The organism is Vibrio sp. K4 (assembly GCF_051122595.1).
Taxonomy (GTDB): domain Bacteria; phylum Pseudomonadota; class Gammaproteobacteria; order Enterobacterales; family Vibrionaceae; genus Vibrio; species Vibrio owensii.
In genome coordinates this window covers 2131180-2158126 of the sequence record NZ_CP178578.1, presented here as the reverse complement: position 1 = coordinate 2158126, position 26947 = coordinate 2131180, and the positions used below count along the sequence as shown (strand labels likewise).

At 44.5% G+C, this 26947-nt stretch carries 26 protein-coding genes; 15 read left to right on the top strand and 11 right to left on the bottom strand.

Going from position 1 to position 26947, the window contains the following annotated elements; all coding sequences use genetic code 11:
• Positions 1-107: 107 nt before the first annotated feature.
• Positions 108-1844: a nitrate/nitrite two-component system sensor histidine kinase NarQ gene (narQ, locus tag ACLIIY_RS27095; RefSeq protein WP_434528911.1), complete on the top strand. Its 1737-nt coding sequence runs from the start codon at positions 108-110 to the stop codon at positions 1842-1844.
• On the top strand, positions 1831-2463 hold the full coding sequence (locus tag ACLIIY_RS27090; RefSeq protein ID WP_009704748.1) for a response regulator: 633 nt from the start codon (positions 1831-1833) through the stop codon (positions 2461-2463). Before narQ ends, ACLIIY_RS27090 begins: the two co-directional genes overlap by 14 nt.
• Before the next feature lie 58 nt (positions 2464-2521).
• Here ACLIIY_RS27090 and ACLIIY_RS27085 read toward each other — a convergent pair whose 3' ends face one another.
• Positions 2522-2695 carry a hypothetical protein gene (locus ACLIIY_RS27085; RefSeq protein WP_009704747.1) on the bottom strand — a complete coding sequence of 58 codons (174 nt, stop codon included), beginning with the start codon at positions 2693-2695 and terminating at the stop codon, positions 2522-2524.
• A 263-nt stretch (positions 2696-2958) separates the two neighbouring features.
• Here ACLIIY_RS27085 and ACLIIY_RS27080 point away from each other — a divergent pair, with 263 nt between their 5' ends.
• Both ACLIIY_RS27080 and pepT read left to right on the top strand, forming a co-directional pair.
• The gene (locus ACLIIY_RS27080) at positions 2959-3819 is read left to right on the top strand and encodes a DUF6279 family lipoprotein (RefSeq protein WP_434529530.1); all 861 of its coding nucleotides are present in this window, start codon (positions 2959-2961) and stop codon (positions 3817-3819) included.
• Between the two features lie 192 nt (positions 3820-4011).
• The gene (gene pepT / locus ACLIIY_RS27075; RefSeq protein WP_009704745.1) at positions 4012-5241 is read left to right on the top strand and encodes a peptidase T; all 1230 of its coding nucleotides are present in this window, start codon (positions 4012-4014) and stop codon (positions 5239-5241) included.
• Positions 5242-5361: 120 nt separating this feature from the next.
• Here the strand turns inward: pepT and ACLIIY_RS27070 are convergent, their stop codons facing one another.
• On the bottom strand, positions 5362-5820 hold the full coding sequence (locus ACLIIY_RS27070) for a dCMP deaminase family protein (protein WP_005435882.1): 459 nt from the start codon (positions 5818-5820) through the stop codon (positions 5362-5364).
• Positions 5821-6170: 350 nt separating this feature from the next.
• On the opposite strand from ACLIIY_RS27070, the gene vmeY reads away from it, so the two are divergent.
• Both vmeY and vmeZ read left to right on the top strand, forming a co-directional pair.
• The gene (gene vmeY / locus ACLIIY_RS27065) at positions 6171-7298 is read left to right on the top strand and encodes a multidrug efflux RND transporter periplasmic adaptor subunit VmeY (RefSeq protein WP_434528910.1); all 1128 of its coding nucleotides are present in this window, start codon (positions 6171-6173) and stop codon (positions 7296-7298) included.
• An 8-nt stretch (positions 7299-7306) separates the two neighbouring features.
• The gene (vmeZ, locus tag ACLIIY_RS27060) at positions 7307-10459 is read left to right on the top strand and encodes a multidrug efflux RND transporter permease subunit VmeZ (RefSeq protein ID WP_199482181.1); all 3153 of its coding nucleotides are present in this window, start codon (positions 7307-7309) and stop codon (positions 10457-10459) included.
• 93 nt (positions 10460-10552) lie between these two features.
• Here the strand turns inward: vmeZ and ACLIIY_RS27055 are convergent, their stop codons facing one another.
• Entirely contained in the window at positions 10553-12322 is a 1770-nt protein-coding gene (locus ACLIIY_RS27055; RefSeq protein WP_434528909.1) for a methyl-accepting chemotaxis protein, read from the bottom strand.
• 71 nt (positions 12323-12393) lie between these two features.
• Positions 12394-12807, bottom strand: a complete 414-nt coding sequence (arfB, locus tag ACLIIY_RS27050) for an alternative ribosome rescue aminoacyl-tRNA hydrolase ArfB (protein ID WP_032802102.1) — start codon at positions 12805-12807, stop codon at positions 12394-12396.
• 76 nt (positions 12808-12883) lie between these two features.
• Between arfB and ACLIIY_RS27045 the strand changes: the two genes are divergently transcribed.
• The 6 genes from ACLIIY_RS27045 to ACLIIY_RS27020 all read left to right on the top strand — a co-directional run bounded on the left by ACLIIY_RS27045 (position 12884) and on the right by ACLIIY_RS27020 (position 19111).
• On the top strand, positions 12884-13486 hold the full coding sequence (locus ACLIIY_RS27045; protein WP_020194144.1) for a beta-phosphoglucomutase family hydrolase: 603 nt from the start codon (positions 12884-12886) through the stop codon (positions 13484-13486).
• 224 nt (positions 13487-13710) lie between these two features.
• Positions 13711-14346, top strand: coding sequence for a response regulator transcription factor (locus ACLIIY_RS27040; RefSeq protein ID WP_434528908.1), 636 nt, complete (start codon positions 13711-13713; stop codon positions 14344-14346).
• A 180-nt stretch (positions 14347-14526) separates the two neighbouring features.
• Positions 14527-15039 (top strand): hypothetical protein, encoded by a 513-nt coding sequence (locus ACLIIY_RS27035; protein WP_434528907.1) that lies wholly within the window; start codon positions 14527-14529, stop codon positions 15037-15039.
• A gap of 51 nt (positions 15040-15090) precedes the next feature.
• On the top strand, positions 15091-15750 hold the full coding sequence (locus ACLIIY_RS27030; RefSeq protein ID WP_334543211.1) for a fimbria/pilus periplasmic chaperone: 660 nt from the start codon (positions 15091-15093) through the stop codon (positions 15748-15750).
• Positions 15751-15780: 30 nt separating this feature from the next.
• A complete protein-coding gene (locus ACLIIY_RS27025) occupies positions 15781-18171 on the top strand; it encodes a fimbria/pilus outer membrane usher protein (RefSeq protein ID WP_434528906.1) in 2391 nt (796 codons plus the stop codon).
• 46 nt (positions 18172-18217) lie between these two features.
• A complete protein-coding gene (locus ACLIIY_RS27020; RefSeq protein WP_434528905.1) occupies positions 18218-19111 on the top strand; it encodes a hypothetical protein in 894 nt (297 codons plus the stop codon).
• Between the two features lie 65 nt (positions 19112-19176).
• Here ACLIIY_RS27020 and ACLIIY_RS27015 read toward each other — a convergent pair whose 3' ends face one another.
• Both ACLIIY_RS27015 and ACLIIY_RS27010 read right to left on the bottom strand, forming a co-directional pair.
• Positions 19177-19650: an FKBP-type peptidyl-prolyl cis-trans isomerase gene (locus ACLIIY_RS27015; protein WP_020194145.1), complete on the bottom strand. Its 474-nt coding sequence runs from the start codon at positions 19648-19650 to the stop codon at positions 19177-19179.
• Positions 19651-19664: 14 nt separating this feature from the next.
• Positions 19665-20297, bottom strand: coding sequence for a thiol:disulfide interchange protein DsbA/DsbL (locus tag ACLIIY_RS27010; protein WP_434528904.1), 633 nt, complete (start codon positions 20295-20297; stop codon positions 19665-19667).
• Between the two features lie 372 nt (positions 20298-20669).
• On the opposite strand from ACLIIY_RS27010, the gene ACLIIY_RS27005 reads away from it, so the two are divergent.
• On the top strand, positions 20670-21293 hold the full coding sequence (locus ACLIIY_RS27005; RefSeq protein ID WP_032802098.1) for an OmpA family protein: 624 nt from the start codon (positions 20670-20672) through the stop codon (positions 21291-21293).
• A gap of 83 nt (positions 21294-21376) precedes the next feature.
• Here the strand turns inward: ACLIIY_RS27005 and ACLIIY_RS27000 are convergent, their stop codons facing one another.
• From ACLIIY_RS27000 to ACLIIY_RS26985, 4 genes are all read right to left on the bottom strand, one after another.
• Positions 21377-21736 (bottom strand): glutaredoxin family protein, encoded by a 360-nt coding sequence (locus ACLIIY_RS27000; RefSeq protein WP_005442653.1) that lies wholly within the window; start codon positions 21734-21736, stop codon positions 21377-21379.
• 146 nt (positions 21737-21882) lie between these two features.
• Positions 21883-22425 (bottom strand): hypothetical protein, encoded by a 543-nt coding sequence (locus tag ACLIIY_RS26995; protein ID WP_045416944.1) that lies wholly within the window; start codon positions 22423-22425, stop codon positions 21883-21885.
• Entirely contained in the window at positions 22412-22957 is a 546-nt protein-coding gene (locus ACLIIY_RS26990) for a YaeQ family protein (RefSeq protein ID WP_009704736.1), read from the bottom strand. Before ACLIIY_RS26990 ends, ACLIIY_RS26995 begins: the two co-directional genes overlap by 14 nt.
• Before the next feature lie 75 nt (positions 22958-23032).
• Positions 23033-23242, bottom strand: coding sequence for a cold-shock protein (locus ACLIIY_RS26985; protein ID WP_005433440.1), 210 nt, complete (start codon positions 23240-23242; stop codon positions 23033-23035).
• A 368-nt stretch (positions 23243-23610) separates the two neighbouring features.
• On the opposite strand from ACLIIY_RS26985, the gene ACLIIY_RS26980 reads away from it, so the two are divergent.
• On the top strand, positions 23611-23877 hold the full coding sequence (locus tag ACLIIY_RS26980; protein WP_054823771.1) for an alternative ribosome-rescue factor A: 267 nt from the start codon (positions 23611-23613) through the stop codon (positions 23875-23877).
• On the opposite strand, the gene ACLIIY_RS26975 is transcribed toward ACLIIY_RS26980, so the two are convergent.
• A complete protein-coding gene (locus tag ACLIIY_RS26975) occupies positions 23874-25037 on the bottom strand; it encodes a threonine/serine exporter family protein (protein ID WP_009704734.1) in 1164 nt (387 codons plus the stop codon). The two genes, ACLIIY_RS26980 and ACLIIY_RS26975, sit on opposite strands and share 4 nt — an antisense overlap.
• Positions 25038-25400: 363 nt before the next feature.
• Here ACLIIY_RS26975 and ACLIIY_RS26970 point away from each other — a divergent pair, with 363 nt between their 5' ends.
• Positions 25401-26843, top strand: a complete 1443-nt coding sequence (locus ACLIIY_RS26970; RefSeq protein ID WP_434528903.1) for a transporter substrate-binding domain-containing diguanylate cyclase — start codon at positions 25401-25403, stop codon at positions 26841-26843.
• Positions 26844-26947 lie beyond the last annotated feature (104 nt).

Genomic DNA, 26947 nt, shown 5'->3' with positions numbered 1-26947 from the left:
TTTTGGATCAATAAATTCCGTCGCAGGTGATCACATATTGATAAAGTTGAAAGATAATACGTGTTGTATAAAGAGAAACATGGTTATCAAATGAGCGGAGTTCAGAGTTGTTTAAAAATGTGAAAAAGTCAGTAACGCGCACGATTGCGTCTGCCATGATGTTGATTTTGCTTCTTTCTGTCGCAACCACTGGCTTTGCTATTTTCACTCTTGCGTCGAGCTTAAATGATGCAGAGGCCGTCAACGTTTCTGGCTCTATGCGAATGCAGAGCTATCGCTTAGCTCATGATATTCAAAGCGAATCTGTCGATTATTCTTCACATATTGATTTATTTGAGCAGTCCATTTATTCCCACTCGATGCTCGCACTGCAACATTGGTCGGTCCCAGAAGATATTACAAAAGATTACTATCGACTGATTCTTCGCTGGCACGAGCTGAAAACCGTATTAAAGAGCCAAGACAGAGATCAGTATTTGGTGTTAGTGGCTGGTTTTGTTCAACAAATTGACGGTTTCGTGTTTAAGCTGCAGAACTATTCTGAACAAAAACTGATTAACTTAGCGTGGATTGGTGGATTAGGGCTCGGCGGGATCTTGTGCGTGAGCATGTTTGTTGTGCACTTTGTGAGGCTAGAAGTCGTAAGACCATTACGCGCGCTAGTGTTTGCCAGTGAGCAGATCCAGAACCGTTCTTTTGACGTTTCACTGAATGTTTCGAGTGACAATGAAATGGGCATTTTAACTCGAACTTTCAATCGGATGGCGACTGATTTAGGGAAGCTATATCGAGGGTTAGAGCTGGCGGTGGATGAGAAAACGCGCAAGCTTCAACATGCAAACCAAACACTCCAAGTACTGTATGATTCATCAAAAGAGTTGACCGCTTCTCGTATTCATCAAGAAAATTTCCAAGCGATTTTACAACATATTGCAAGTTTGGAAGGAATTCGTGCTGTTAAGCTCGAAATTGATCAAATTGGGGAACCAAATTGGATTCTTACGGAAGGGGAAGAGTGTCGTCATGAGTGTGACAGTGAATGCCACAGTAAGCCGCTTACTTTAGATGGCGAGCATCTTGGCTTCTTGCATTGGAAAGTAGGGCTACCTTGCCCAAATGAGTCCCTTATTGATAACTTTGTTCAAATCTTATCTCGTGCGGTATATTACAACCGAGCGCAACGACAAGCCGAGCAATTATTGCTGATGGAAGAGCGTGCCACCATTGCTCGCGAGCTTCATGATTCATTGGCTCAAGCCTTGTCTTATCTGAAGATTCAAGTGTCGCTGTTAAAACGCAGTGTGAAGAACATCCCTGATGAGAAAGCGATCGCGCAAACTAATCAAGTGATTGCTGAATTAGATACCGGGCTTTCAGCGGCCTACACCCAGTTACGTGAATTGCTGACTACATTCCGTCTCACGATAAAAGAGGGCAGTTTTGGTCAGGCACTTCAAGAGATGGTTTCGACGCTAGACGATCAAACGGCGGCTGAAATCTCGCTCAATAACGAGCTCTCTTCAACAGAATTAGATGCGCACCAACAAGTACATCTACTACAGTTGATCAGGGAAGCGACAATTAATGCGATCAAGCACGCTCAAGCTAAAAATATTGATATTCAATGTCTTGATTCTGAAGGGACAGTCACAGTGACGGTCACCGATGATGGTATAGGCTTTGAGCAACAAGATGAAAAATTAAATCATTACGGTATGAGCATCATGCAAGAGCGCGCCGCAAGGCTGCACGCCGACCTCAGAATTGAGGCAGCAAAGAATAGTGGCTGTATCGTAAGACTAGAATTCCAACATAGTAAGGAAGTAAACATTGACAGTGTGTAAAGTAATGCTGGTGGATGATCACCCACTCATGAGACGTGGTATTCATCAGCTTCTCAGTTTCGAGCCAGAGTTTGAAGTGGTTGCAGAGGCGAGCAGCGGCGCAGATGCGGTTGCTAAAGCTCACGAACTAGAACTGGATTTGGTACTTCTTGATCTGAACATGAAGGGCATGTCGGGCCTAGATACGCTGAAAGCGCTGCGCGCGGATGGCTGTGAAGCTCGTATCGTTATCCTAACGGTATCAGATAGCCCTGCGGACATCGAAGCGATCGTGCGAAGTGGTGCAGATGGTTACTTGTTGAAAGATACCGAGCCCGATGAGTTGGTTGAACTACTAAAACAAGCACACGAGGGTGACAAGGCATACAGCCAAGCCGTGGCTAAGTACCTGAACGAACGTGAAGGGCAAGAAGACGTGTTTGACACGCTTACTGACCGAGAAACGCAGATCTTGCAAGAGGTCGCACGTGGCTTCCGTAATAAGCAAATTGCAGATCGTCTGTTTATCTCTGAGTCAACGGTGAAAGTGCACATGAAGAGCTTGTTGAAAAAGCTCAAAGTGCCTTCTCGCACCGCCGCGACTGTGCTTTACCTAGAGCGTTTTGGCGAAATCAAATAACCGCTCAAAGCTAAACGCATATTAAGCACAAAAAAACCGCCTATCATCGGCGGTTTTTTTATTTGTCTGGGCGAATCGAATACAAATCACTGTTATGCTTGCCGCACTCCAAGTAGTAATGATGTGCCGCGTTTTTATCTTCCGCGACGACTCTCATACTGTGCATTTTCCCCTGTTCAAAGTAACGAATCTCGTACTCTACACTCGTATCAAGTTGCTCAGCAGCAGCCATGCTACGCCTCCATAAACTATCCTGATGTTATTGATGCAAATTATATGCCATATAAGGAACGCCGTTTCGTTCAAGTTTTGGTCGATAATTGCGCGCTAACTCACTTTTTTGCGAATAGTTGTGATAAAAAAGTTAATTTCAAACTCTATATACTACATGAGTGGCAATGTCACTTTGCCGTACTGACGAAAGTTTGCCGCAATAATAAGTGATTAAGAATGAGTATAGAACTTAATCAATGGAAAAGGGAATATGGATCGGTGATGAAATTAAAAAGTTTATCTAATAACGCGGTTCGATACGGATGTATTTTGATATCTATTCTGGTACTCGCTGGCTGCGCGAAAAAGTTCTTATACAGCAATATTGATTGGGTCGTGATTGAATATTTGGATGACTACGTCTCATTAGATGGTGAGCAAGAAGCTCTGTTGGAAGAACGTATCTTATTATTGGCGGATTGGCATAAAAAAGAGGAATTACCCTTATATATCGATCACTTAAAACAATTAGAGTCACTGAATAAAGACAACGTGACACTAGAGTCATTGCAAGCCAACCGAGATAAAATGCGAGACCATTACCAACGTCTTGTCTCGAAAGCCGCACCAGACCTGTTCTCGTTGAGTATGCAGTTAGACAGTAAGCAAGAATCGGAGTTCGTCGATAGTGTAAAAGAGCGTTACAAAGAACGAGATGAAAAATATGCAGGGAAAACGGAACAAGAGCTGCGAGAAATTGTCTTAGAGAATACAGAAGAGTGGATGGAAGAATGGTTAGGTAAATTATCTAACAAGCAAAAAACACGTGCCAAACAGCTTTCTCAAGATGTGATAATTAATAGTCCATTATGGCGTGATTATCGTTCCTCTATAATTCAGGAATTAGAGTATCTTTTCGAAAATAAAAACAATAGTGTGGTTTACCAGCAGGTATTCATGAAGCTCCTGTTTGAGCCAGAAAGTTATTATAGTGATCAACTGACCAAGAATATTGATCATAATATCGCTCTAACGGATCAATTCACCCTAGATATTTCTCAAACAATGAGTGATAAACAGTGGCGACATTTCCACGGAAAAATCCGTGAATGGCGTGAACTTGCTGAAGACTTATTGAATTAATTCTCGATAAAACAATCCCTTAATGTGAGTGCTGATGCGGCGTGTCAGCACTTTCTGATGAAAAACTGATTCAAAGCAAATTCTTATTGTGGCATGAGCGTAACATGGCTTGTCGAACCATGTTGGATAGGATCCTCGCACACCTTACATCCCTGTGCGTGGCATCCTTCGCTCAAAACAATGAGAATAATTATGAAGCATTTAGTTGAAAGATTTCTTCGCTACGTCACGTTCGATACTCAATCTAATCCCCACGAATCAGCTTGCCCAAGCAGCGGCGGGCAACTTGTATTTGCTCAGCAGCTTAAAAAAGAAATGATTGAACTTGGTTTAAGCAATGTGACCTTGAGTGACAATGGCTACCTAATGGCTAAACTGCCATCTAACGTTGATTATGATGTACCGGCGATTGGTTTTATCGCACACATGGACACGGCTCCTGATGCTTCAGGTAAGAACGTAAAACCACAGTTTATTGAAGATTACCAAGGTGGCGATATCGCACTTGGTCTAGGTGATGAAGTGCTTTCTCCGGTGCAGTATCCAGATTTGCACGAGCTTCATGGCCACAACCTGATTACCACAGATGGCACAACGCTTCTTGGCGCTGACAACAAAGCGGGCATTGCAGAGATTCTCTCTGCGGTAGCAATGTTGATTGAAAACCCAGAAATCCCACATGGTGACATCTGTATTGGTTTTACTCCCGACGAAGAGATTGGCCGTGGTGCTGACTTGTTTGATGTTGAGAAGTTTGGTGCTGAGTGGGCTTACACCATTGATGGTGGCCCGCAAGGTGAGTTGGAATACGAAAACTTCAACGCAACCAGTGCAGACGTTATTTTCCATGGCGTGAGCGTTCACCCAGGCACAGCAAAAGGTAAATTGGTTAATGCAATGAACTTGGCGGCTAAATTCCAAGTGCAAATGCCAGAAGATCAAACGCCAGAAACCACAGAAGGCTATGAAGGCTTCTTCCACCTAAAATCTGGTGAACTTGGTGTCGCTCGCAGTGAGCTAGGTTACATCATCCGTGACTTCGACCGTGAAGGTCTGGAAAACCGCAAAGCCTTTATGCAGAAGCTCGTTGATGACATGAACGCAGGCTTGAAACACGGTTCGGTTGAGTTGAAGTTAACAGACAGCTATTACAACATGCGTGAAATGGTTGAGCCATACCCTCACATTATCGACTTAGCGAAGCAAGCGATGGAAGCGTGCGATGTTGAACCTCTGATTAAGCCAATTCGTGGTGGTACAGATGGCGCGCGTTTGTCGTTCATGGGCTTACCTTGTCCAAACATCTTCACTGGAGGTTACAACTTCCACGGTATTCATGAGTTTATCTCTGTGGAGATGATGGAGAAGTCGGTACAAGTGATCGTTAAGATTGCAGAACTAACGGCGAAGAAACACGGTTAATCTTACAGCTGGTTAACCTCACCATTTAAATAAACAAAAGCCCAGACGCGTGTCTGGGCTTTTTCATTTGTCTTTCGAGCTATGGTTGTCTGAGTGTTCAAACAAAAGCTCAGTGATAGCTTAGCGAACGCTTTTCTCTTCGATTTCGCTGATTGGTAGCCAGTTTACTTCCACACCTGCTTGGTCGAACATGTCTTGGCTCACTTGAATCTTGTCGCCCCAACGAGATAAGAAATCTTCAGATTGTTCAGGGCAACTTACGCGTGCAATGCCTGTTTGAATGATTTTCGCTGCGCAGTTCGGGCAAGGGAAGTGGGTAACCCAAATATCACAACCGTCTAAATCGCGTTTAGAGAACAAAATCGCGTTCTCTTCAGCGTGCAACGTTTTTAGATACTTCAGTTCACGTTCATCTGTATCCACACTGTCGGAAACACCGTGTGGGTAGCCGTTAAAGCCAACAGAGACAATGCGGTTGTTTTTAGTGATTACCGCGCCAACTTGTGTTGATGGATCTTTACTCCAAGACGCCACAAGCTCAGCCATTTGGTAAAAACGTTTCTCCCATTTAGAAATCATAGTAATCCTCTCGGTCGAAAGCTTTGAATTACTTGCATGATAACGCATTTTGTTTAAAAAAATAGTCAAATCATACGCTGCGCTTACGAAGTTTTCGTTTTAGTAGGTTATCGGCCTATCTTTGTGCAAATAATCTCCGTTCTCTAACCCACAACATTTACACGACTTTCATTGCGATTCGAGCACAGGATCGCAACAAATATAGCCTGCTAATTACGATGTTTGCGAGTCGTTTCATTGGCTTACACTTTGATACACTTTCCCCGGTTTCCTTTAAAGTTTTCGGACAAAGCACCCTGTAAGGTTAGGGTATTGTCAAACGAATCCTGTTCTATAAAGACGGTATATACATGCAAAAGAAACCACTCGTCGCATTAATGGCGGCAACAGCTATCCTCGCAGGATGCGGAGAAGCAAACAATGCCCAGAAGGGGGGCCAAGCTCCTCTTGTTGTGACTCAAGATGTCACAATTATCGACTACCAGCCGAGCAAATCTTACATCGGCCGCATTGAAGCAGTAGAAGATACAAATATCACGGCACAAGTCTCTGGCTATCTTGAAGCTCGCCATTTTGATGAAGGTCAAATGGTCGAGAAAGGACAACTGCTTTACTCCATCGAGCCTTCTTCTTTTGAAGCGCAAGTGGCGAGTGCAAAAGCGGCCTTAGCTCAAGCTAAAGCTGCCTTGAAGAAAGCGGAACTTGACCACGAACGAGGTAAGAACTTGTTGCCACGTGGCAGTATTTCTCAATCTGAATTTGATGCGTTAACGGCCACTCTTCTTGGCGCGCGTGCCGAGTTAGAAGCGGCAAACGCTCAACTCAAGCTTGCGGAAGTAAACCTTTCTTACACACAAATTCGTGCGCCATTTAGCGGCCGCATCAGCGACAGTAAAGTAAGTACGGGTGACCTGCTTTCTCCTTCTTCTGGCATTCTGACAACGCTTGTTAGCTTAGATCCAGTGCATACTTCATTCAGTGTTAGTGAGCGTGAGCGTTTAACGCTTGGTATGGACCGCATCAAGGGTGACGGCAGTGATGAGTCGAGTGGTGTAGAAGTTCAACTTGAACTGGAAAACGGTGAGTACTTTGAGCACCTAGGTCAGTTAGACTTCTTGGGCAACCGTATCAATACCCAAACAGGTACGATTGCGATGCGCGCATTGGTACCAAACCCAGAACAACAACTTCTTCCTGGTCAGCACATTAAAGTGAACTTACGTGATAAAAACGCGAAAGACGTTATCGTGATTCCTCGTCGTGCTGTGCAAACTGACCTAGAGGGCGACTTCGCAATGGTGATGACTGAAGGCAATGTTGCAGAGCGTCGCAACGTGAAACTTGGTCCTCAAGTAGAGCAAGGTATCATCATCAATGAAGGTTTGGAACAAGGCGACACTGTAATTACACAGGGTCTGCAACGTGTACGTAACGGTGTAGAAGTGCGCATTCAATCTCCTGCTGAAGACAAGCAGTAGGAGGCGTAATGTTAAGTCGTTTCTTTATTCAAAGACCAAAATTCGCATTGGTTATTTCGATCATATTGACGTTGGCAGGTGCCATCTCTTTAGCGATCTTGCCAGTTGCTGAATATCCAAAAATCAGCCCGCCATCGGTGAGCGTGACCGCATTCTACACGGGTGCAAGTGCAGAGGTTGTGGAACAGGCAATAGCCGACCCGATAGAAACCTCCGTTAACGGTGTAGAAGACATGATCTATATGTCTTCTAAGAGCGCGAACGATGGCTCTTACAGCCTAAACGTTACCTTCGATGTAGGCACTGACCCAGACATGGCGCAGGTTAACGTGCAAAACCGTGTATCACAGATTGAGTCCAAACTGCCTCAAGAAGTGCGCATGGTAGGCGTAACGGTGAAAAAGCGTTCTCCTGACTTGTTGATGGTTCTGAACTTCTACTCACCTGACGGTAAGTACGATGACAAGTTCCTTATCAACTACATCAACCTGAACGTAAAAGATCAGCTGGCGCGTGTTAAAGGCATCAGTGAAGTTAACGTTATCGGTGGTGGTGAATACGCGATGCGTGTTTGGTTAGACCCAGAAAAGATGGCTAACCTGAATCTCACGACAACTGACGTTTACTCGGCATTGGCGGAACAGAACGTACAGGTAGCGGCAGGTCGTATCGGTGCTGCGCCGTACAATAACCCTCAAGAAGTTCAGTTCAACTTAGTGACCAAAGGTCGTCTTGAGAGCGTGAGCGAGTTTGAGGATGTAGTACTTCGCGCAAACCCAGATGGCTCTACGGTATACCTAAAAGACGTAGCTCGTGTTGAGCTTGGTAAGAAGTTCTACGATGGTAACGGTAAGTTCCGTGGTCAAGACGCGTCGATTGTTGCTCTGTCACTACAGTCAGACGCAAACGCACTGGAAAGTGGCCAAGCGGTTATGGACTTGCTTGAGCGCTTAAGCACGAACTTCCCTGAAGGCATGGCTTACGAGACCAGTTACGATACGACGGTATTCGTTGCTGAGTCGATCAAGGGCGTAGTGAAAACGCTGATTGAAGCTATTTTGCTGGTAATCGCGGTAACCTACCTGTTCCTTGGTAGTGCGCGTGCAACCTTGATTCCGGTTGTTGCGATTCCGGTATCCCTTATCGGTACATTCGCCATCATGCAGGCGACGGGCTTTACCATCAACACGGTAACCCTATTCGGTTTGATCCTAGCCATCGGTATCGTGGTAGATGACGCGATTCTGGTTATCGAAAACGTGGATACCACCATGGCGAAAGACCCAACTATTTCACCGCGTAAAGCAACGTTGCTGGCGATGAAAGAAGTAACGGGCCCAATCATTACTTCGACCTTGGTTCTATTGGCGGTATTCCTACCAGTAGCAATGCTTCCGGGTATTACTGGCATCATGTATCGTCAGTTCGCATTGACGATCTGTATCTCAGTAGTTATCTCGTCTATTAACGCACTAACTCTGTCTCCAGCACTATGTTCGTTGGTACTGAAGCAGGGTGGCGGCAACACAGCAAACTGGTTCCAAGCGTTCAACCGTGGTCTAGAGCGCGTAACTGCGCGTTACGGTCAAATTGCGGGCTTCTTGGTTAAGAAGTCTATGTTGCTGATTGCTTTCTTCTTCGTGGCGGTTGCGGCAGTAACGTTCTTCGCGAAAACAACGTCAACGGCGTTTGTTCCTCAAGAAGATAAAGGCATCTTGTTGGTGAACGTTCAGCTTCCGGATTCGGCGTCGCTTTCTCGTACCGAGGAAGTAACCAATGAACTGATGAAGATGGTTGAACAAGAGCCGGGTGTAGATGGCGTAACCGTTGCGAATGGTTACTCATTCATGACGGGTGCAGCAGCATCAAACGGTGCGTCTCTGTTTATCAAACTGCATGATTGGGACACGCGAAACTCGCTTGACGGTGAACACGCTGCTAACGCAATTGCAAACCGCATCAACGGCCGTGCTGCGATGGAACTGCCTCAAGCCGTAGTATTCGCGATGGGGCCTCCTGCAGTACCGGGTATGGGCGCAGCGTCGGGCTTCGAGTTTGTATTGGAAGATACCCTAGGTCGTAGCCGTACTGATTTGTCGATGGTAATGGGTGAAATGATTCAGGCTGCTAACCAAGCGCCAGAAATCGCTTATACCTTTAGTACTTTCCGTGCAAACGTACCACATTACTATGTGGATATTGACCGTGAAAAAGCACAGCAGTTGGGTATCCCACTGTCGTCAATTTTCCAAACACTGCAAGGTAACCTTGGTTCGTTGTACGTGAACGACTTCACCATGTTTGGTAAGAACTTCCGCGTAACCATGCAAGCAGACAGTGAGCATCGCAGCAGCATGGACGATCTGGAGCGTTTCCACGTTCGTTCTTCAAGTGGCGATATGGTGCCGCTGAGCACGCTAGTAAGTTACGAGCAAGTGTTTGAGCCAGATGTGGCATGGCGTTACAACATGTACCGTAGTGCGATCATTCAAGGCCAACCAGCACCGGGCTATTCAAGTGGTGATGCGATAGCAGCGATGGAGCGTGTCGCAGCTGAAGTGCTACCGCAAGGATACACTTATGAATGGACGGGTATGGCTTACCAAGAAGTACTGGCAGGCAACCAAGCAATCTACGCGTTTGCGTTGGCATTGATCTTTATCTACTTGTTCATGGTGGCTCAGTACGAGAGTTGGAGTATCCCTCTGGCGATCATCCTTGTGGTACCTGTGGCAACGTTAGGTTCCTTCCTCGCATTGAACTTAACCGGAACGCCACTCAACTTGTACGCTCAGATAGGTCTCGTCTTGCTCATAGCGCTCGCGGCGAAGAACGCAATCCTGATTGTGGAATTCGCCAAACAAGAGCGTGAAGAGAAAGATGTGGATATTGATAATGCGGCAGTAGAAGGTGGTAAGCTTCGTTTCCGTGCGGTGAACATGACTTCTTGGTCGTTCATCTTGGGTATCTTCCCGCTTATCTTCGCAGCCGGTGCGGGTCACGTGAGTCAGAACTCGTTGGGTATTTCCCTAATCGGTGGTCTGTTGTGTGTACTTCTAGCGGGTACCTTCCTGATCCCAGGCTTCTACGCTCTGGTACAGAGAAAGCGTGAGAAGATCCACGGCGGTAGCACCAAGCTTGTTCCTCTTGATGATGATTAAGCACTGAGTTTCCTCAGATAGAAAAAGCCCGAAGCATGAGAGTGCTTCGGGCTTTTTGTTTATCTAGCAATAATGATTGCGAGGGAAGGTAGATTACACGCTGCGTGTTTTGAATTCAGCAACAGCATCATCCATTTCATGGGCTTGAGCTGAAACAGAGTTCACCTCATGTAAGCATTCTTGTGCTGATTGCATGTTGTTCTCTGAAATCACGTTTAGCTCAGTAATCGAATCGCTCACCTGATTCATCACGATGCCTTGCTCTTCAATGGCTGATGCGATGCGCTCAGAGTTGCCTTGAATTGCGTGCATGTCTGCGATGATTTGTTGAAGGCTTGAATCTAGCTTCTCCGATGCTTGTAGGGTTTGCTGACCCTGATCATTACACTGGTCGATATCAGATACCACCATCGACATCTGAGATTGAATATCAGACACCACGCGGGTGATTTCTTCTGTCGATTGATGAGTGCGACTTGCCAGTGCACGTACTTCATCGGCCACTACAGCGAAGCCGCGACCTTGTTCTCCGGCACGTGCTGCTTCAATCGCTGCGTTAAGCGCGAGTAGGTTAGTTTGTTCAGCGATATCTTGGATGATATTTACTGCGCCGCCAATCTTCGCCACGTGCTCGTTGAGAGAGCCAATGGACTGCTGACTGTTTGAAAGAATACCGGTCAACTGGCCGACATTCGAAACTGTCGTCTCGACAACGGTACGACCTTGTTCTGCATTGTTTGCTGCTTGGTGAACGCCTTCTACTGCCACAGAGGTGCTTTCAGAGATTTCACCAATGGTTGCGACCATTTGCTGAACGGCTGTTGCCATCGACGAAGTATGATCGGCTTGGGCATGGAATTGTTCCATTACGCCTTCTAGCTCACGGTGCATGTTGTCTGTACTCGCCGATAGTTGCGCTGACTTCTCTTGTGTCCCGTGGATAAGGTGTTCAAGTTTGTCTAATAGATCGTTTAAGTGATGGCTGATGTCCGCCAGTTCATCTTTCCCTGCAAGTTCAGAGCGCAGGCCCATGTTGTTGCTTTCACTAATGTTTTTAATAGTGGTGAGCAAGCTGCTAACGCGAGTATTGATCGAACGTGAGATTTGGAAGATCAAGGCAAAGATGATGACCAACACCACCGCTGTGATGACTTGTTTCACCAAGTTGTTTTGGCTATCTCGAGCTTGTGCTGCGTCGCTCAGGGCAGATGAAAAGGTTTTAAACTGTTGTTCTACTGTGTGTGATAAAGCACGAGTATCACCCAATAAACCTTTATTGTAAGCCACACCAATAGTTTGCTTTTGCGCAGCAAGCTGACGCGCACTTTCAATCAAAGCAGGTACGTATAGGCCTTGTAGAAGGCTTTCGTCCATTTCACCGGCTTTAACAAGTTCTGAGAATTTAGTCAGAGCCATGACTTGTTGATGATCAGCATTTTGCTCTGCAGCAGAAAGCTCTCGCTCAAAAGTCGCCCATAAGCCGCTTTCCGCATCTAGACCGTAACGTCCGTAAGCAGAAACTAAAGTCTGGAAACCTTTTTGATAGGCCAATAAGTCTTGTTTGAATTGGTGGCTAGAAGGGAGGTCATAACGGTTAAGGATGCCAGCCAATTCTTGTTCAATCACCAAGAACTTATCGACGTTACCATCGAACTTATCAAGGTACTTGATGTTACTACGCAGTAAGAAGTCTTTTTCATTACGGCGTAAGTTAAGGAGACGAATCTCTAAATCACCAACGAGCTTAACGGCATGGCCGAGTTCTTGGCTTTGGTTAGCGAAGTGTGACGAGGTACCCAGCAGGGCCATAATGCCCAGAATGGCGATCACTCCTAAGGAGTAGAGCTTGTGCCTAATAGTCATAAAGTTTGTCCTGAATAGTTGACTAAAGTAAGGAGCCCAAAAAGGTTCCCAATGGCTAGCTCTGACGTTTGTTAATACAGCACTCTTTGGCGTTGCTGTTTTTTTGTCGCTTGCTTGTTTTTGCTATCAAGTCTACGACGTTGCGAAGCGCGAGTTGGTTTGGTTTTAATACGCTTCTTTTCTTGCCGGCTTGCAGATTGTATTAACGCTTGTAATCGATTTAGTGCGTCTTCTTTGTTCTGCTCTTGCGTCCGAAACTGTTGTGCTTTGATGATGATTACGCCATCTTTGGATATTCGGCTGTCAGAAAGGGCAAGTAATCGCTCTTTATAGAATTCCGGCAGCGTGGAATGACGTACGTCAAAGCGCAAATGTATCGCGGACGATACCTTATTAACGTTTTGCCCACCACTTCCTTGAGCCCTGATGGGAGATAATTGGATTTCCCAATCTTGAATTGTGACGGAGTTCGAAATTTTGAGCATGTTTACTAAATGCCAATAAGGAATGTTGTAATGGCTGATAAATTACCATCAGAGATGTACAAATAGAAGAATTGACATGAATACGATAGATTTAAGCCCCTATAAAGGGTTGATTTTCGATATGGACGGCACCTTAATCGACACCATGCCAGCGCATCTAGCAGCGTGGCAAGCGACGGCAGATCGTTTCGATTTCCCTTTCAACCAAGATTGGTTGCACAGTTTAGGTGGCATGCCAAGCTTCAAAATCGTTGGCGAAGTGAACCGTCAACACGGTTTGTCTCTCGATCCTAAAACCGTGTCTCGCTTCAAAATGGACACGTTTGCAGAGATGGAACAACACGGGGAAATCATCTCGTGTACCAACATCGTATTGGATGAACATCTAGGTAATAAGAAAATCGCAGTTGGAACCGGTAGCCAACGTGACAGTGCACTGCGTCTATTAGCAAAAGCAGGCATCTTGAAGAAGCTTAATGCTGTGGTAACAGCGACGGACGTTGAAAACCACAAACCTTTCCCAGATACATTCCTTATGGCCGCAGAACAACTTGGCTTAAGCGCACAAGACTGTGTGGTGTTTGAAGATACCGAGTTAGGCAAGAAAGCCGCTCACGCTGCAGGCATGGATTGTGTGATGGTAGAAGGGGATAAGTTGGTCTTTTATCCAAAGGCTTAATTCGCCATTGCTCAGAAGAGCTCATTCAATAAAAAACGCCGCAATCGATGCGGCGTTTTTTATAATTTTGCGTTTCATTTAATAAAATCATGAAAATGACAAAAGGATAAATAAAACTATATTGTGAAGATAATCAAAATATCCGGCTGATAATAAAGTAATATAAATATGCAACCTTGTTGGTTAGCAAGTGTTTATTATTATAATTCTGAACGAGATGCATTATGGCGAACTCACAAAAGGTTTTTGTTGTATCTGAAAATCCCGAGTGGTCTAAGTTAGTAATTGCAGGGCTTTCTCATAGTTTTAAAACGTACAACTTTTTTATTGAAGCTTCTGTCAATAAACTTTGGCAACTGAACGAAAATGATTTGGTTATTTATGACCGGACGACATTAGGTAATCCTTCTCTCCATTTAATATCTCCTATTACTCGTGGCGGGGCTTGGATATTAGCAAACGCAACTAAGCAAGATTTGGAAGGTGTTAAAGGGCTGATTTCAATGGGGTGGTGTGGCCTTTTGGAATCTGAGATGACGTTAGAACTTTTGCACAAAGCTACGAGAATGGTGACTTCTGGACAATTGTGGTTTAGTCGCGAAGCGATGTCTTATTCTCTAAGAAATATAGTGAGGGGGCAGGTTCATAACGGTTTGTCTATGGAAATGGTAGGGACTAAGTATGAGTTGTCAGGTAAAGAACAAAAAGTGTTTCTATATTTGCTCCAAGGTTACTCCAATAAGGAAATAGCCGAACAATTAAATGTGAGTTTGAGCACGATTAAGACTCACGTATCACATATTTTGAGTAAAACAGGAAAACAAAGTCGATCTCAATTAGGCGCTTTAATGATGGAATAAAGGTTTTAATTGTTGTTCTAAATCAATTTAAGGTATTTGTTGGTCTTTCCTCATCCTTTATTTGTTTCTTTCTGGTCAGATGACTGATGGTAAAAAAATGCTTTGAGCGTAAATTTACATTGTAATTTCCAATCAACTTTTTGACTTATACCGAAGGAATAAATGTAAAGGAGAACAATCATGAAACGTTTAGCAAGTATCGCAGCAATGGCAGTGCTATTTTCAGTGGGTGCAGTAGCAAATGATTGGACCGTAGGTACTGATGATGGCCGTGCTGACTTTTATGTGAAATTTAAAGGCGAAGTACCACAGCGTTGTGAAATGGTAGCAGATAATAGTCTGAAAGAACTTACGTTCGACCTTGCTCAAGATAAAGATACTCATACTTTCAAATTTAAAGCATGGTGTAACTCGTACGGTAACAAAGGAACAATGTATGTTGACCCATTTGATTTCGTGAACTCAAATGGCGACGAAATCCCAATGAAGTACACCTTTAAAGGAACAACTTCAACGAAGAAAAAAGGCGTATCTACAGTAGATGCCCGTATTGTTAAAGAAGTTAAGATTAGTAATAAAATTAACAAGAAAATGAACCGCGAACATACACTGACAATTGAATCTAACCCTCAAGCGGGCGCACGTTGGGGTGAGTACAGCGGTGCAATGTATGTATCACTATTCCACATGTAATAAATAGTTAAAGCTATTGGGGAGAGCAGTCTCCCCAATCTGAGGTGCTTTATGAAAACTATAAGACTGCTCGTTATCTCTATTATCCTAATGCCAATCCAAGTGTTGGCTTTTGAGCTTTTCCCAATGGTGCAAGGTGTTGATGATATTGGAAAAGGGACTTCGACGTTTTTTAAAGTGACCAATACATCTTTGGTTCCTTTGCCATTAGAGATGACAACCAGTAAACGTAGTGTCCAATTTAATAATGAAGAGACTCTGCTTGATACTGATGACCTAATGGTTTTCCCACCACAGATTTTAATTCCACCAGGTAAGTCCCAAACAATTAAAGTGCAATACATTGGCGCACCGAAGCAGTTCGCCGAATCTTATCGTCTTATCGTGACTCAATTACCACTCAAATCAGAGTCAGAGAAAGATGCAATTCAGATGCTATTTCGTATTGGGGCATTGGTGTTCGTCTCGCCTCAAAGCGCAAAAGATGACTTTACCAGTGCGGTAAACACGAATAGCAAAAATACGCCAGAATTAGTAATCAGCAATACTGGAACAAGTATTCTAGAGTTGAGTAGACACAGTTACTCGGTTGAATGGAATGGTCAAAAGAAAGTTTGGAATTGGGAACAATTAGAATCTTTGCTTCCAATGCAGTATCTGGTTCCAAACCAGCAAGTGAAAGTAAACGCAGAGTCTCTTTTTACTCAATAACGTCACACCTTTCAATAACGTAGGTCGATTATGTGGCGGTCAGTATTTATTGTCATTACGATTTTTATTTCCATTTCGGCTTGGGGAAGCGTTTATCGACTCTCTCTTCCTTTAGTCTATGGAGAGACACAGCTCGGAGACTTGCCTGTTGAAATTAATGGCATGTCACTGGTTGGTGTTTCTATCTCTGGATTGAATAGCGTGTTAGGCGAACGCATCACCGCGAAGTGGTGGCAGGAAAATACCCCAAAAAGTGGTTCGGACTATGTCACGGTTGAAACACTGAATGCGAAAGGGGTTTCTATATCACTCAACCCTGAATTGTTGGTCCTACAAGCGACGTTAGATTCTGAAATTCTAAACGAAACTGACATAAATTTATCATCAGGTTATCCGCTTTTTAAACCGAGTGAGAGCGGCTATGTGAGTTGGTTAAATAGCTTTAATCTCACCTACAACCATTACTGGGAAGATGACAGTGAAAGTTGGAACTCATCTTTAGATTGGTTATCTCAAGCAAACATTGGCGGAGCAGAGGGGGTAAATTTCCTCTTAGCAAATTACCTTGAAGCAACCGACGAAAGTACAGAGTTTTATCGTGGAGAGTGGGTCGCTTTTCACGATAGGCCAAATGTCCCGGTACGATTTTCAGCAGGCGATGTGGTCAGCGGTGAATCCGGTCACCTTTACAGTTTGTCACTTGGTGGCATATCAATAGAAAGTCGTTACTCTGACTTGCAACCCGATAGAGAAATTAGCCCTCAAAGTAGCCAACAATTGGTATTACTCGAGTCTGCGGAAGTTGAACTGTATGTCAACGGTGAAAGAGTCTCGGGAGGACGCTTAGATCCAGGGCGTTATAACTTACAAAACTTAATTTTAGATAATGGTGCCAATGACATTACTGTCGTAGTCAACTATGTTTCCGGCAAACAAGAAGTGTTGCAGTTTACCCAGTTTTATAACGCCACACTGTTAGCACAAGGGCTTATTGATTATTCGTTCTCATTCGGTCGCCCTATTGAGTACGGTGATCGAGCGGTTGGTTATGAAGATGCTTGGGTTGGAACAGGTTATATCGAGTATGGCTTAACGGACTGGTTAACCATTGGCAGCAATGGATTGGGGGCGGATGATGGCGCGGTGCTAGGTGTGTTGTCAACCGTTAAAACGCCAATAGGAAACGTGACTGGCAGGTACTCATGGAGTGGTGGTTCTGATTTTGGCGATGGATGGATTGCCTCACTAGATTATGAGAATAGTGTGATAGGCAGTGGTGACAGTCAGGCTCCTAACTTGAGACTTGCCATCGAGCGTTCCGATAATTTTAACAGTAAACCTTGGGGTGAATCCGAACCAGACAGTGATCATACTCAAATCCTAGCCAGTTACTTTTGGCAAATCACCAGTGAACTCGACTTCTCTTTATCTGGCCGTTATGGGGAAACAGAGGAAGACAGTAGCGAAAAGCGTGGAACGGGACTATTCAATTGGCGTCGGGGAGGGATCACAATCGGTGTGGGCTCAGAATATGAAGAATCGTCTCAATATGAGGATGGCGACACGCGGTTTTTGTTTACGTTTGAATATAGCTGGTACTCAACAGACAGCTCGAATCGTTTAGGTTTATCTTACAACAGCAAGGATGAACGTAGTCGAGCTTATTTCAGCAATGAGGCCAATAACTACGTTGGGGATGTCGGTGTACGAGTCGATGCTGAGAGGGATCAGGACATTGATAATCAACAAGCGCAAATGAGTTATACCGCGAGCCGATTAAGAACCGAAGTCGAAGTTTCTCGTAACAAACTCCGTTCGAGTGATGATGAACAGTATCAAGGATCGGTACGATTAGCGACCGCCGTTGGAATGGTTGATGGCCAATGGGGATGGGGAAGAGTGACCTCGGGTCCATTTGTTTTGGCAAATGTGCACTCAAGTTTGGAGGGAGGCACTGCGAACCTTGATGTAAACTCGGAGGGTAAAGCAACAGCTAATGCCACATCGCAGTTCAATGGTATTGTTTCTGTCTCTCAACCGTTTGTTCGTAACGCGATGGATTATAACGTTGAAGATGCGCCTTTGGGGTACGACTGGGGTAACGGTAAGATTGAGGTGTCTCCAGGATCAGCGACAGGGCATATCCTAAATATTGGGTCTGATGCCTTTTATACTGCAACAGGATTTATTGAAGATGGCGATGGTGAGCCTTTGGCTTATGTTCAAGGTCGAATGATTCTTGAAGAATTGGACGTTGCTTTCTTTACGAATAAGCAAGGACGTTTCTATATCCAAGGTGTTCGTCCTGGCACGTATCGAATGGAAATTTCTCAGAGTGGAATACCAGCAATCAGCGTGACGATTCCTGCTTCCAAAGAGAGTTTGATTAATCTCGGAAAGTTATCTGTATTAGCTAAATAGCAAGGTGAAGATTCGAGCTTTGTTTAGGAATATAGATGGGGGAGATATGATGAAAAGTAGAATGAACACTTATGCCATTGCTACGGCGATTTCAGCAATGGCATTGAGCTTTTCTGGCATTGTGAATGCCGAACCAAATCATGATGCGAGTTGTGATGGAACGTATAGCGTCGACATCGACAATATGCCTCAAAAGCCTCTAGCGAGTAAGCCTAATGCTCTTTGGTTCCAAGGACATGTTACATTAGATAGAGAGCTCATCACGTGTGTTCGTCATGTTGAGATAAGTGCGAAAAGCGGCTGGCAGCATGTACTCAATGGGCCAAACGGAAAAGTCACCTCTACCTTGCTTAATGAACAAAAGAAAAGCTTAAATCGAAATGCGAGCGGTAACTTTGTTTTACCAGTTCGAGGTTCGCAAAGAGTGCCATTTTGGATTCATGTGCCGCAAGGGAAAGTTATGGATCCAGGTTTCTACAAAGGCGATTTTGAATTCATTGCTAATGGTGACTTCACCTCTGAACGTAATCAATTTCAATCATTAGATTACACTTTACCTGCATTTGTTCGAGCGCGTATCGAGCCGCAAAATAATGCTTGGATTTCGGTCGCGGGAACAAGCGTGTCGGTTGATATGGGCAATCTAACGAAACAAAATACACGCAAAATAGACGTTTATGTGCTGAGTAACGCGACAGTGCGGTTGGAAGTGGATTCAATAAACAATGGGTACCTGGTGAACACTCAAAAAGCAAGTCATAAAATTCCGTACACCACGTTCTTGCAAGGCCGAAAACTAGAGCTAGATACACCGACGATATTAAATACACGAAAAGGTAAACAGACTCGATTCAATATGGCCTTTCAAAACCAAGCTGTACCTGGTGCTGCTGCTGGCCAGTATGAAGATGAGATGACCATTAGTTTGATTGCCTACTGATTAAAGTAAGTTGAAACAATAAAAAACGCCGCAATCAATGCGGCGTTTTTTGTTCTTGCTGAGGATTACTGGATGTCCAATAGTTCCACATCAAAGATCAGTACACTTGCTGGTGGGATAGGGCCCGTACCGTTTTTACCGTAACCAAGTGTGCTTGGTACGAACAGGCGGATTTTCTCACCCACAACCATGTATTGCAGACCTTCTTGCCAGCCTTTAATCACTTGGTTTAGGCCGAATGTGATTGGCTCGCCGCGCTCTACAGAGCTATCGAAAACCGTGCCGTCGATCAGTGTGCCGTGGTAGTGCACCTTCACTTTGCTAGTCGCGGTTGGGTGAACGTCACCAGTACCTTTCTCAAGCACTAGGTATTGCAGGCCACTCTCTGTGGTAATTACACCTTCTTTCTTGCTGTTCTCAAGCAGGAATTCTTGGCCTTTCGCAAAGTTCTCGTCAGCCACTTTGTGGTTGGTCCAAGTGCGGTAGATAAAGAATGCCGCTAGGACGAAAATAATAAGAGGAAACAGAAATTTAGACACAGTAGCTCCTTGTCTTATTTTGGTTGTTTTAGCAGATAGTTGATGGTGTCAGCCATAGCTTCAACGGTTTCGTGACCGCCAGTGATCACTTGGTATTTACCGTTGACGATAAACGCTGGAACTGAGTTAATTTGACCACGAGTTGTGATCTCTTCTGCTTTGGTGATGTATTCAAACAGTTTTGCTTGCTGCGCGTCGCCTAGTTGGTATGGGCTTACTAGGTTGCGAGACTCAAATGCTTTCTCAACGGCCGCTTGGCGCTCATCTGCTGTTGCATCTGCACCCATTTGAACTGCCGAAAACAGCTCTTCCATAAATGCTTTGTCTGGTGTGCCGTTAACTTGCATTGCTGCTGTGTAGAAGATGATCGCGCTGATCTGTGCGCTCTCGTTAAAGGTAACGTGCATCTTCTCAACTTTTTGTTCTGTCAACGATTCAATCTGAGGAACGAACTGTTCCATCGTACGACAGTGGCCGCAAGTTAGAGAGAAAACTTCAGTAACTGGCGCTAGGTTGTATTCAGCAAGAGAAACAGGTAGCTCTTCGTACTGCTTCCCTTGTTGTGGCTGACTATTGCCGTTATCACAAGCTGTAAGGGCAAATACTGCCGCAAAAAGTGCAGCGCCTTTAGAAATAGTTTTAAACATGGGTCAGGCTCTAAATAGTAAAATTGTTGCTAGTTTATCGATTAACGGTATCGACGAAAACCATTAATACGGCTTGTTACACTAAAGTGAGACAATCGGAGAAAGTTTAGACAAAACATGGCTATGACGAGTCAATTAAAGGCTTCAATGCTTGAAAAAGCGAAGATTTCGACCGTTACAAAGCTCACTCTTGATAAGTGCAACATTGGTATTCTGCCCATCATCATTGATCAGGTTAGACAAATGAGAAGTGAAGTCAGAACTTTGGCACGATAGGTGCTTGGTAAATGGGATGAAATGGTAAAAAGCACTAAAGTTTGGACGATTTGAGCCGACACAGTGAACAGGAATTCATTCTACGTTGGTAACGGTATGAAGCATTGGTTTTTAGTTGCATGCGGCCTTTTAGCTGGATGCGGCAGCATTAATTCAGATATGGTTCCGGGCGGTAATATGTTGGATACCGCTCCTCGAACTAACTCAGAACTTAGACACCCAGAGTGGGGTTATGCGAAGTCTTACGCATCAACACCTCGCTATGTGGCTCAAGCACCGAGCACAATGGGAAAAAAGTCACAGGGCGTGACGTCACTGGAGATGTTTTTAAATAGGCATCAAATCGCCCACGAAACCATCAGTGGCGACCACCTTATGGTGCGTTTGAAAGAACAGGTACACTTCCAGACGGGCTCTGCGAGATTATCATCGCAGTCCGAAGACTGGCTACGCAATCTTGGGCATTATCTTGCCGGACGAACAGACGTTGATGTGGTCATTGATGGCCATGCGGACAGCACAGGCGCAGCTACCTTTAATGATTCACTGTCAGAGAAACGCGCTCGTGAAGTTGAAAAGCAATTGTTAGCCACAAGCTTGCCGCGCCAACGAGTCTTCTCACGTGGTTTTGGTGAGTATGTACCCCAGTGCAGCAATGCAACGGCAAGTGGTAAGGCGTGTAACCGCCGCGTGGAATTGATGTTGATTGTCGATCAGTAAATTCCCAATCTATTGAATTGAAATAAAAGAAAAGAGGCACCGTATGGTGCCTCTTTTACATCCGCCAATGTTCTTAGGGGGAACTAGGCAAATTCTTTTTCAATGTAAGCGACAATGTCTGAAGATTCGTAAAGCCATTGCGTTTCGCCATCTTTTTCAATGCGAAGACAAGGTACTTTCACGCGACCGCCACCTTGCTCAAGTGCTTCACGATGTACTGGGTCGTTTTTCGCATCACGTAATTCAATGTTTACGGATTGACGCTTCATGGCACGGCGAACTTTTACACAGAAAGGACAAGCTTCAAATTGGTATAGCGCGTAGTTCTTCGCTTTGTCATCAACGCTTTTTTGTGCCTCTGATGAGCGTTTAACGCCACGAGGGGAGAATACAGCGTTGAGAAGTAAGATGATTTTTCCCAAAATCCAACGGATAAACTTCATAATGATCCCTTGATGTTCAGTGGATGAGTGTCCTTGAATGTCATGCAACGAGCTATAAATTACAGGCTATATGTAACAGCCAAAGCAAGTCGTTGCATGAAAGGAGGTAGTCTATCAGGTGTTTGGTTCTGACAAAACCATGTTTTTTATGAGGAAAATAGGCGCTTTATCCAGCTAATTAGCCCACTGGCTTTTGCTGGGTTTGCTTCTTTACCGAGGTAAAAGCTCTGCATTAAGTCGGTACGGAAAGCATCGAGATCCATACGCTTGATCACTAACTCGTGTTGCAGAATGTTTTGCGTTTGCTCAGCATGGTCGTGCGCAAGGCTAAAGTCCATGTTGAGATAACCTTGAGTATACAACCACAAATGTGTCACCAGAACGAGGTCTTCAGCGGACTGGTTAGTGAACTTTTCTGCGTGCTCCTCACCTAGCGTGTCACTCAAGACTTGCTGCATGTGATGAGTCGACGTGGCGTGCTGCTCATAGAGTGCACTGGCTTCAATGTGAGATTTGGTTAAAAGCCCGAGTAGATGCAGCGCAGGGGCTGTCTCAGGCTTATTTTCACATACTCTAATGAACAATGGGGCTTGTTCCTTTGTCCAACGTCGCCTTGCTGCTTTGTGCTCGTTAACGAAGGGAATGTTTGTGAACCCCATTTGTTGGATCAGTTCATTAAGAGGCGTCATTACTTTGCAATTCCTTCACCGTCACTTCGACGTGTTGTTCGTTAATATCAACGAAAATAGAGGTGCCGGTAATCATAACAGATAGACTAGTGCCGCGGTCAAGGTGCTGTGAAATCAAGTCGATAGCGTCGTAATCTAGACTTGCCACATCCACTGGAAGCATGCCAAATTTGCCTGCCATTTTATCCCACCAAACCGATGCTTTCGTATTGTACGTGTACACCTTCACATGCTTAGCAAGGCGTGATGCTTTCTTGATGCGGTCTGGTTCTGGCTCACCGATTTCAATCCAGTGTGTAATGGATTGATCATCTTCAACGCGCCACAAGTCCGGTTCTTCTGTCGTAGAAAGGCCCTTAGTAAACTCAAGTTCTTTTTGGGCATTCAAACAGTAAGCTAAAATGCGCGCTAACATGCGCTGTGGTTTTTCTGAAGGGTGTAGGGCAATGGTCAGGTTTTTTGAATCGTAGTAATCGTTGTTCATATCGGAGATCGCGATACGAAACTTGTATATCGTCGGTTTAAGAGCCATAAGAGTGATCAATAATTTGAGGGCAAAAAAATAGCCAGCTAAAAAGCTGGCTACCATATCAAAATCTTAAAAGGATTAAACTAGAGTGATTTTCTCAGCTTGTGGACCTTTTTGACCTTGAGTGATTTCGAATTCTACTTTCTGGCCTTCAACAAGAGTACGGAAGCCGTCACCTTGGATTGCAGAGAAGTGAGCGAAAACGTCAGGACCGTTTTCTTGTTGGATGAAGCCGAAGCCTTTAGTTTCGTTGAACCACTTAACTGTACCAGTAGCTTTGTTAGACATGTTTATTTCCTAAATATCTAATTTTATGTAAATCTTCGCCTAATCGGCGCTTATAGCGTGGAAAAATAAATTGCTATTGCGTACCACAGGACGGGGGAATTACGAGTAATCCAACGAAATGTGAAAACAAAGAACTTTCTTTCTAGCCGTGTTCGAGTCTAGGTTAATTACGGGTATAGTCAACATTTATTGCTCTATCAAAGGCAAATATTTGTATCTAGTCACTTTTTATACAGTGTTTTTTTGATGAAATTTCAAATAAATGACGTTGATGTGAAGTTTTTGAAGAATAAAATGAAAATAATTCTACAAATTTGACTATTTTATCTAATTATTGTCCAATCTGGTTCGACCATTACGGAGGATCTATGGGAAAGAAAAAACTCAATCCTCAGCCAAATGAATTGAATCAAGATACCGAGTTTGGCAGAGGGGAAATCAAAGACAACGCACTTAAAGCGGTCGTCACTAGTCAACTGTTTAGAACGCGAGTTGTGAAAGCCAAAAAAGGCAAAGGCAGCTTCAACCGGAAAGCGAAGCATAGAGGCAAAGAGCCCTATTCAAAGTTCTCACTAAAGTGGATTTTGAATAGGGCTTTTTTCTTGTCTGAAGGTAATGGCGAAGCGGTGTTCTAGCGTTCTATTTTTGGCGAGTAAATCGAGTAGGCTGTAATTTGTCCTGCGACGATGGCTGAGAACATGAACAGCGCTGAGAGACCAATACTCGGAATCGGAAGGATCGATTGTTCAAATACCGACTGACTCGCACTGACCAAGACGCGACTGCCTGGAACCAGAATAATGATGCCCTGAACAATGTAGATAGAACCGGTCAGCTCCATCTTTTTCGCAATCCATGTGCCGTAAAGTGTAATTAGAACGGTCGTTACCCAAGTTCCAACCACCCAGCCACTTTCGAAGCCGAGATAAAATGGCCCCCACATCCCCAGCATCGCGACAGGTAGCCCAAGCAGTATATCAATAGGACGGGCGTTAAAAATCACACCAAGACATGCTGAAATTAAGAACAAGCCGCTAATGTGCATCCAGATCGGAATTTCATTGGTGTAAGCAATAGACTGAGCTTGTCCCCAAATCGCTTCGCCAATGTTCAGACCCATCGTGATACCAACAAACAGTTTGATCAGCGTGAGAGCGCATTGTCCCAATAAGCTAGTGCCCGAAACCAAATCATTAAACGCCAAACATTCGAGTGAATTAGCGATGGAGAGGCCGGGGACGAATAAGACAATCGTCGCGATACATAGCGCCCAAACAGGGATCGGAAGTCCAGTGCTAGATAGATAAGCGACAATAATGCCAGTGAACAACGCAGCGATAAACTCAACCGCAATTGCACGTCTCGCTCGGCAAACTTGCTGACATCCCCAGACCATAAAACCGAGAATAAAAGCAAAGCCGACCGCCTCTAAGGTGCTGCCAACCAGCATCAAGTACGCGGGCGGAATGCCCATGTTTGCCAACGCTATAACCCACGACGGATAACCAGCAGGTTCTGGAACGGGTTCGCTACTCGGTTGGTTGATACGGATGATGGTATTCGCGAGCAAGCTGAGGTTAATTGATGCCGGCTTGAGGCGCTTGAGCACGACAGCGTTGTTGTCATCAGGAAACTGATAGTTGATCGCGGTGGGTGTAGCTTGAATCATCACATCTACGCCATGTTTTTGCGCGTAGTGTTGAGTGTATTTCTCTACTTTGTAAGGCGCACAGCCACTACGATGCAGCGTATCGCCAATTTCGACGATTTTGTTAATTCTATATTGAGAAGGCATGGCGAAAGCGAAAATTTCGGGTCACAAAAAAATTGCGCGTAAGTTAACAAAGTGATTCTTATCGAGCGAATAATCATTACTTTTTTTATGTGATTTTGTGGGCTGTGTCAGGTGTTTTTACGCGCAATGATAAAACCTAAGAAAGCAGAATGTATTTATCGCACTTTTATCCATATAAATTTCATAATAATTCGCGATGGATTAATAAAATATTATGGTAATAAAGTACCGTTTTGCAGCACAAAGGTACTAATTTAGATTCATATCAATAAGAGTCACTTCCCATCATTAAAAGCTCTGCTATACCTTTAGTTCGAATTAAGTCTTAGATAATACTTTCGGATAGGTTGGCGAGAAGTAGGTATGGCTCTCATACGTTATAGTACTTATGGTTGGAAAAGCGCAACATTTGGCATCGCTCTGATGATCGTGAGTGTGTTTTACAGCGCCGCATCCCAAAGTCATGAGACCAAACAAGGTACCTTGATTGTTGCCAATTCCAAAGCTTGGAAACCATTCTCTTATCTTACTCCAGACGGCGAGCCACAGGGCATTTTGATTGATTTCTGGCGTGAGTACTCTGTTCGCAATGATGTGCACGTTAAATTCCTTCTGCTTGATTGGGAAGAGTCTTTACTCGCTGTGAAGGAGGGGCGTGCAGACGTTCATGCGGGGCTAATATATTCCGAAGCACGAAGCCAGTACTTGAATTTTGGTACGGTGATCATGCCCATTGATACCCAGCTTTACGTGAATAAAGATGTGTTTGGTTTGGACATCAACTCAGTGCTTGAAGGCGAATCTGCGATGGAAATTGGCGTAGTTCGTGGTGGATTCGAAGAGCATTTTATTCGTAAACGTTACCCAAACGCGGCGTTAAAGCTCTATTCGAATAATGATGCAATGTTAGATGCGGTGGCAAAAAAGAAAGTCTTCCTCTTTGTTGCTGACACTCAAGTGTCGAACTTTTACATGGCCACGACACCCGAGCCTGTGGCTTTTTTACCTGCCGTTCATCTTTACAGCAAAAACTTACGAGTTGCCTCGGGAGAGGGCAGCCCTAAATCGATTGATGAGATCTCCAGGAACTTTGAGAGAGTGATGGAAGCGGATAAAGATCGCATACTCAGTCGTTGGATTCATATCAAAACCGTTTATCCGGCCTATCTGGCGCCCTTGGCCGTGTTCGCTTTGGTTATTGCCGCCATGTTCCACATCTTCTCACTTAAAAGAACGGTGGCGTTGCGAACTCGACAGTTAACTTTAGCCAACCAGCAGTTGTTTGAGTTGACTCTGACAGACCCTCTTACCAAGCTTTATAACCGACGTCATTTGATTGAAAGGTTGTCGACATTAAGCACAGTAAAAAGAGACCTGACGGTGATGGTGTTTGATATTGATGACTTCAAATCCATCAATGATCAATTTGGTCACTTGGCTGGAGATCAAGCAATCGTTGCTGTTGCGAATACCGCGAAATCGGTGACCGATGAAAAGGTGACATTAGCTCGAATTGGCGGCGAGGAATTTGCGTTGGTGAGTGTGTCACTATCGGCAAAAGAAGCCCAAACGCTGGCGTGTGAAATCTGTACTCACGTTAATCAAATGCCAATCCCATTAGATGGTCAGAACATTCATGTGAGCATCAGTCTTGGTTGCGCGTATTATCCTAAGTTTGATGAGACGCCAAGCCTGCAAGATGCTGATCAACTTATGTATCGTGGAAAAGCCAGCGGCAAGAATCGCGCGGTGTTTCAAATCATCAACAGAAACAAAGTGGAACCATTACTTCGTAAAGCTCAGTAAAACTTTGAGCGAGCTCTCGCTGACCTTCATTCTCTCCTTGCTATACTGATTTGAACTCCCTGTTTTTATTGTCATTTCTGACGCGAATAGTGTTGGATTTGAGT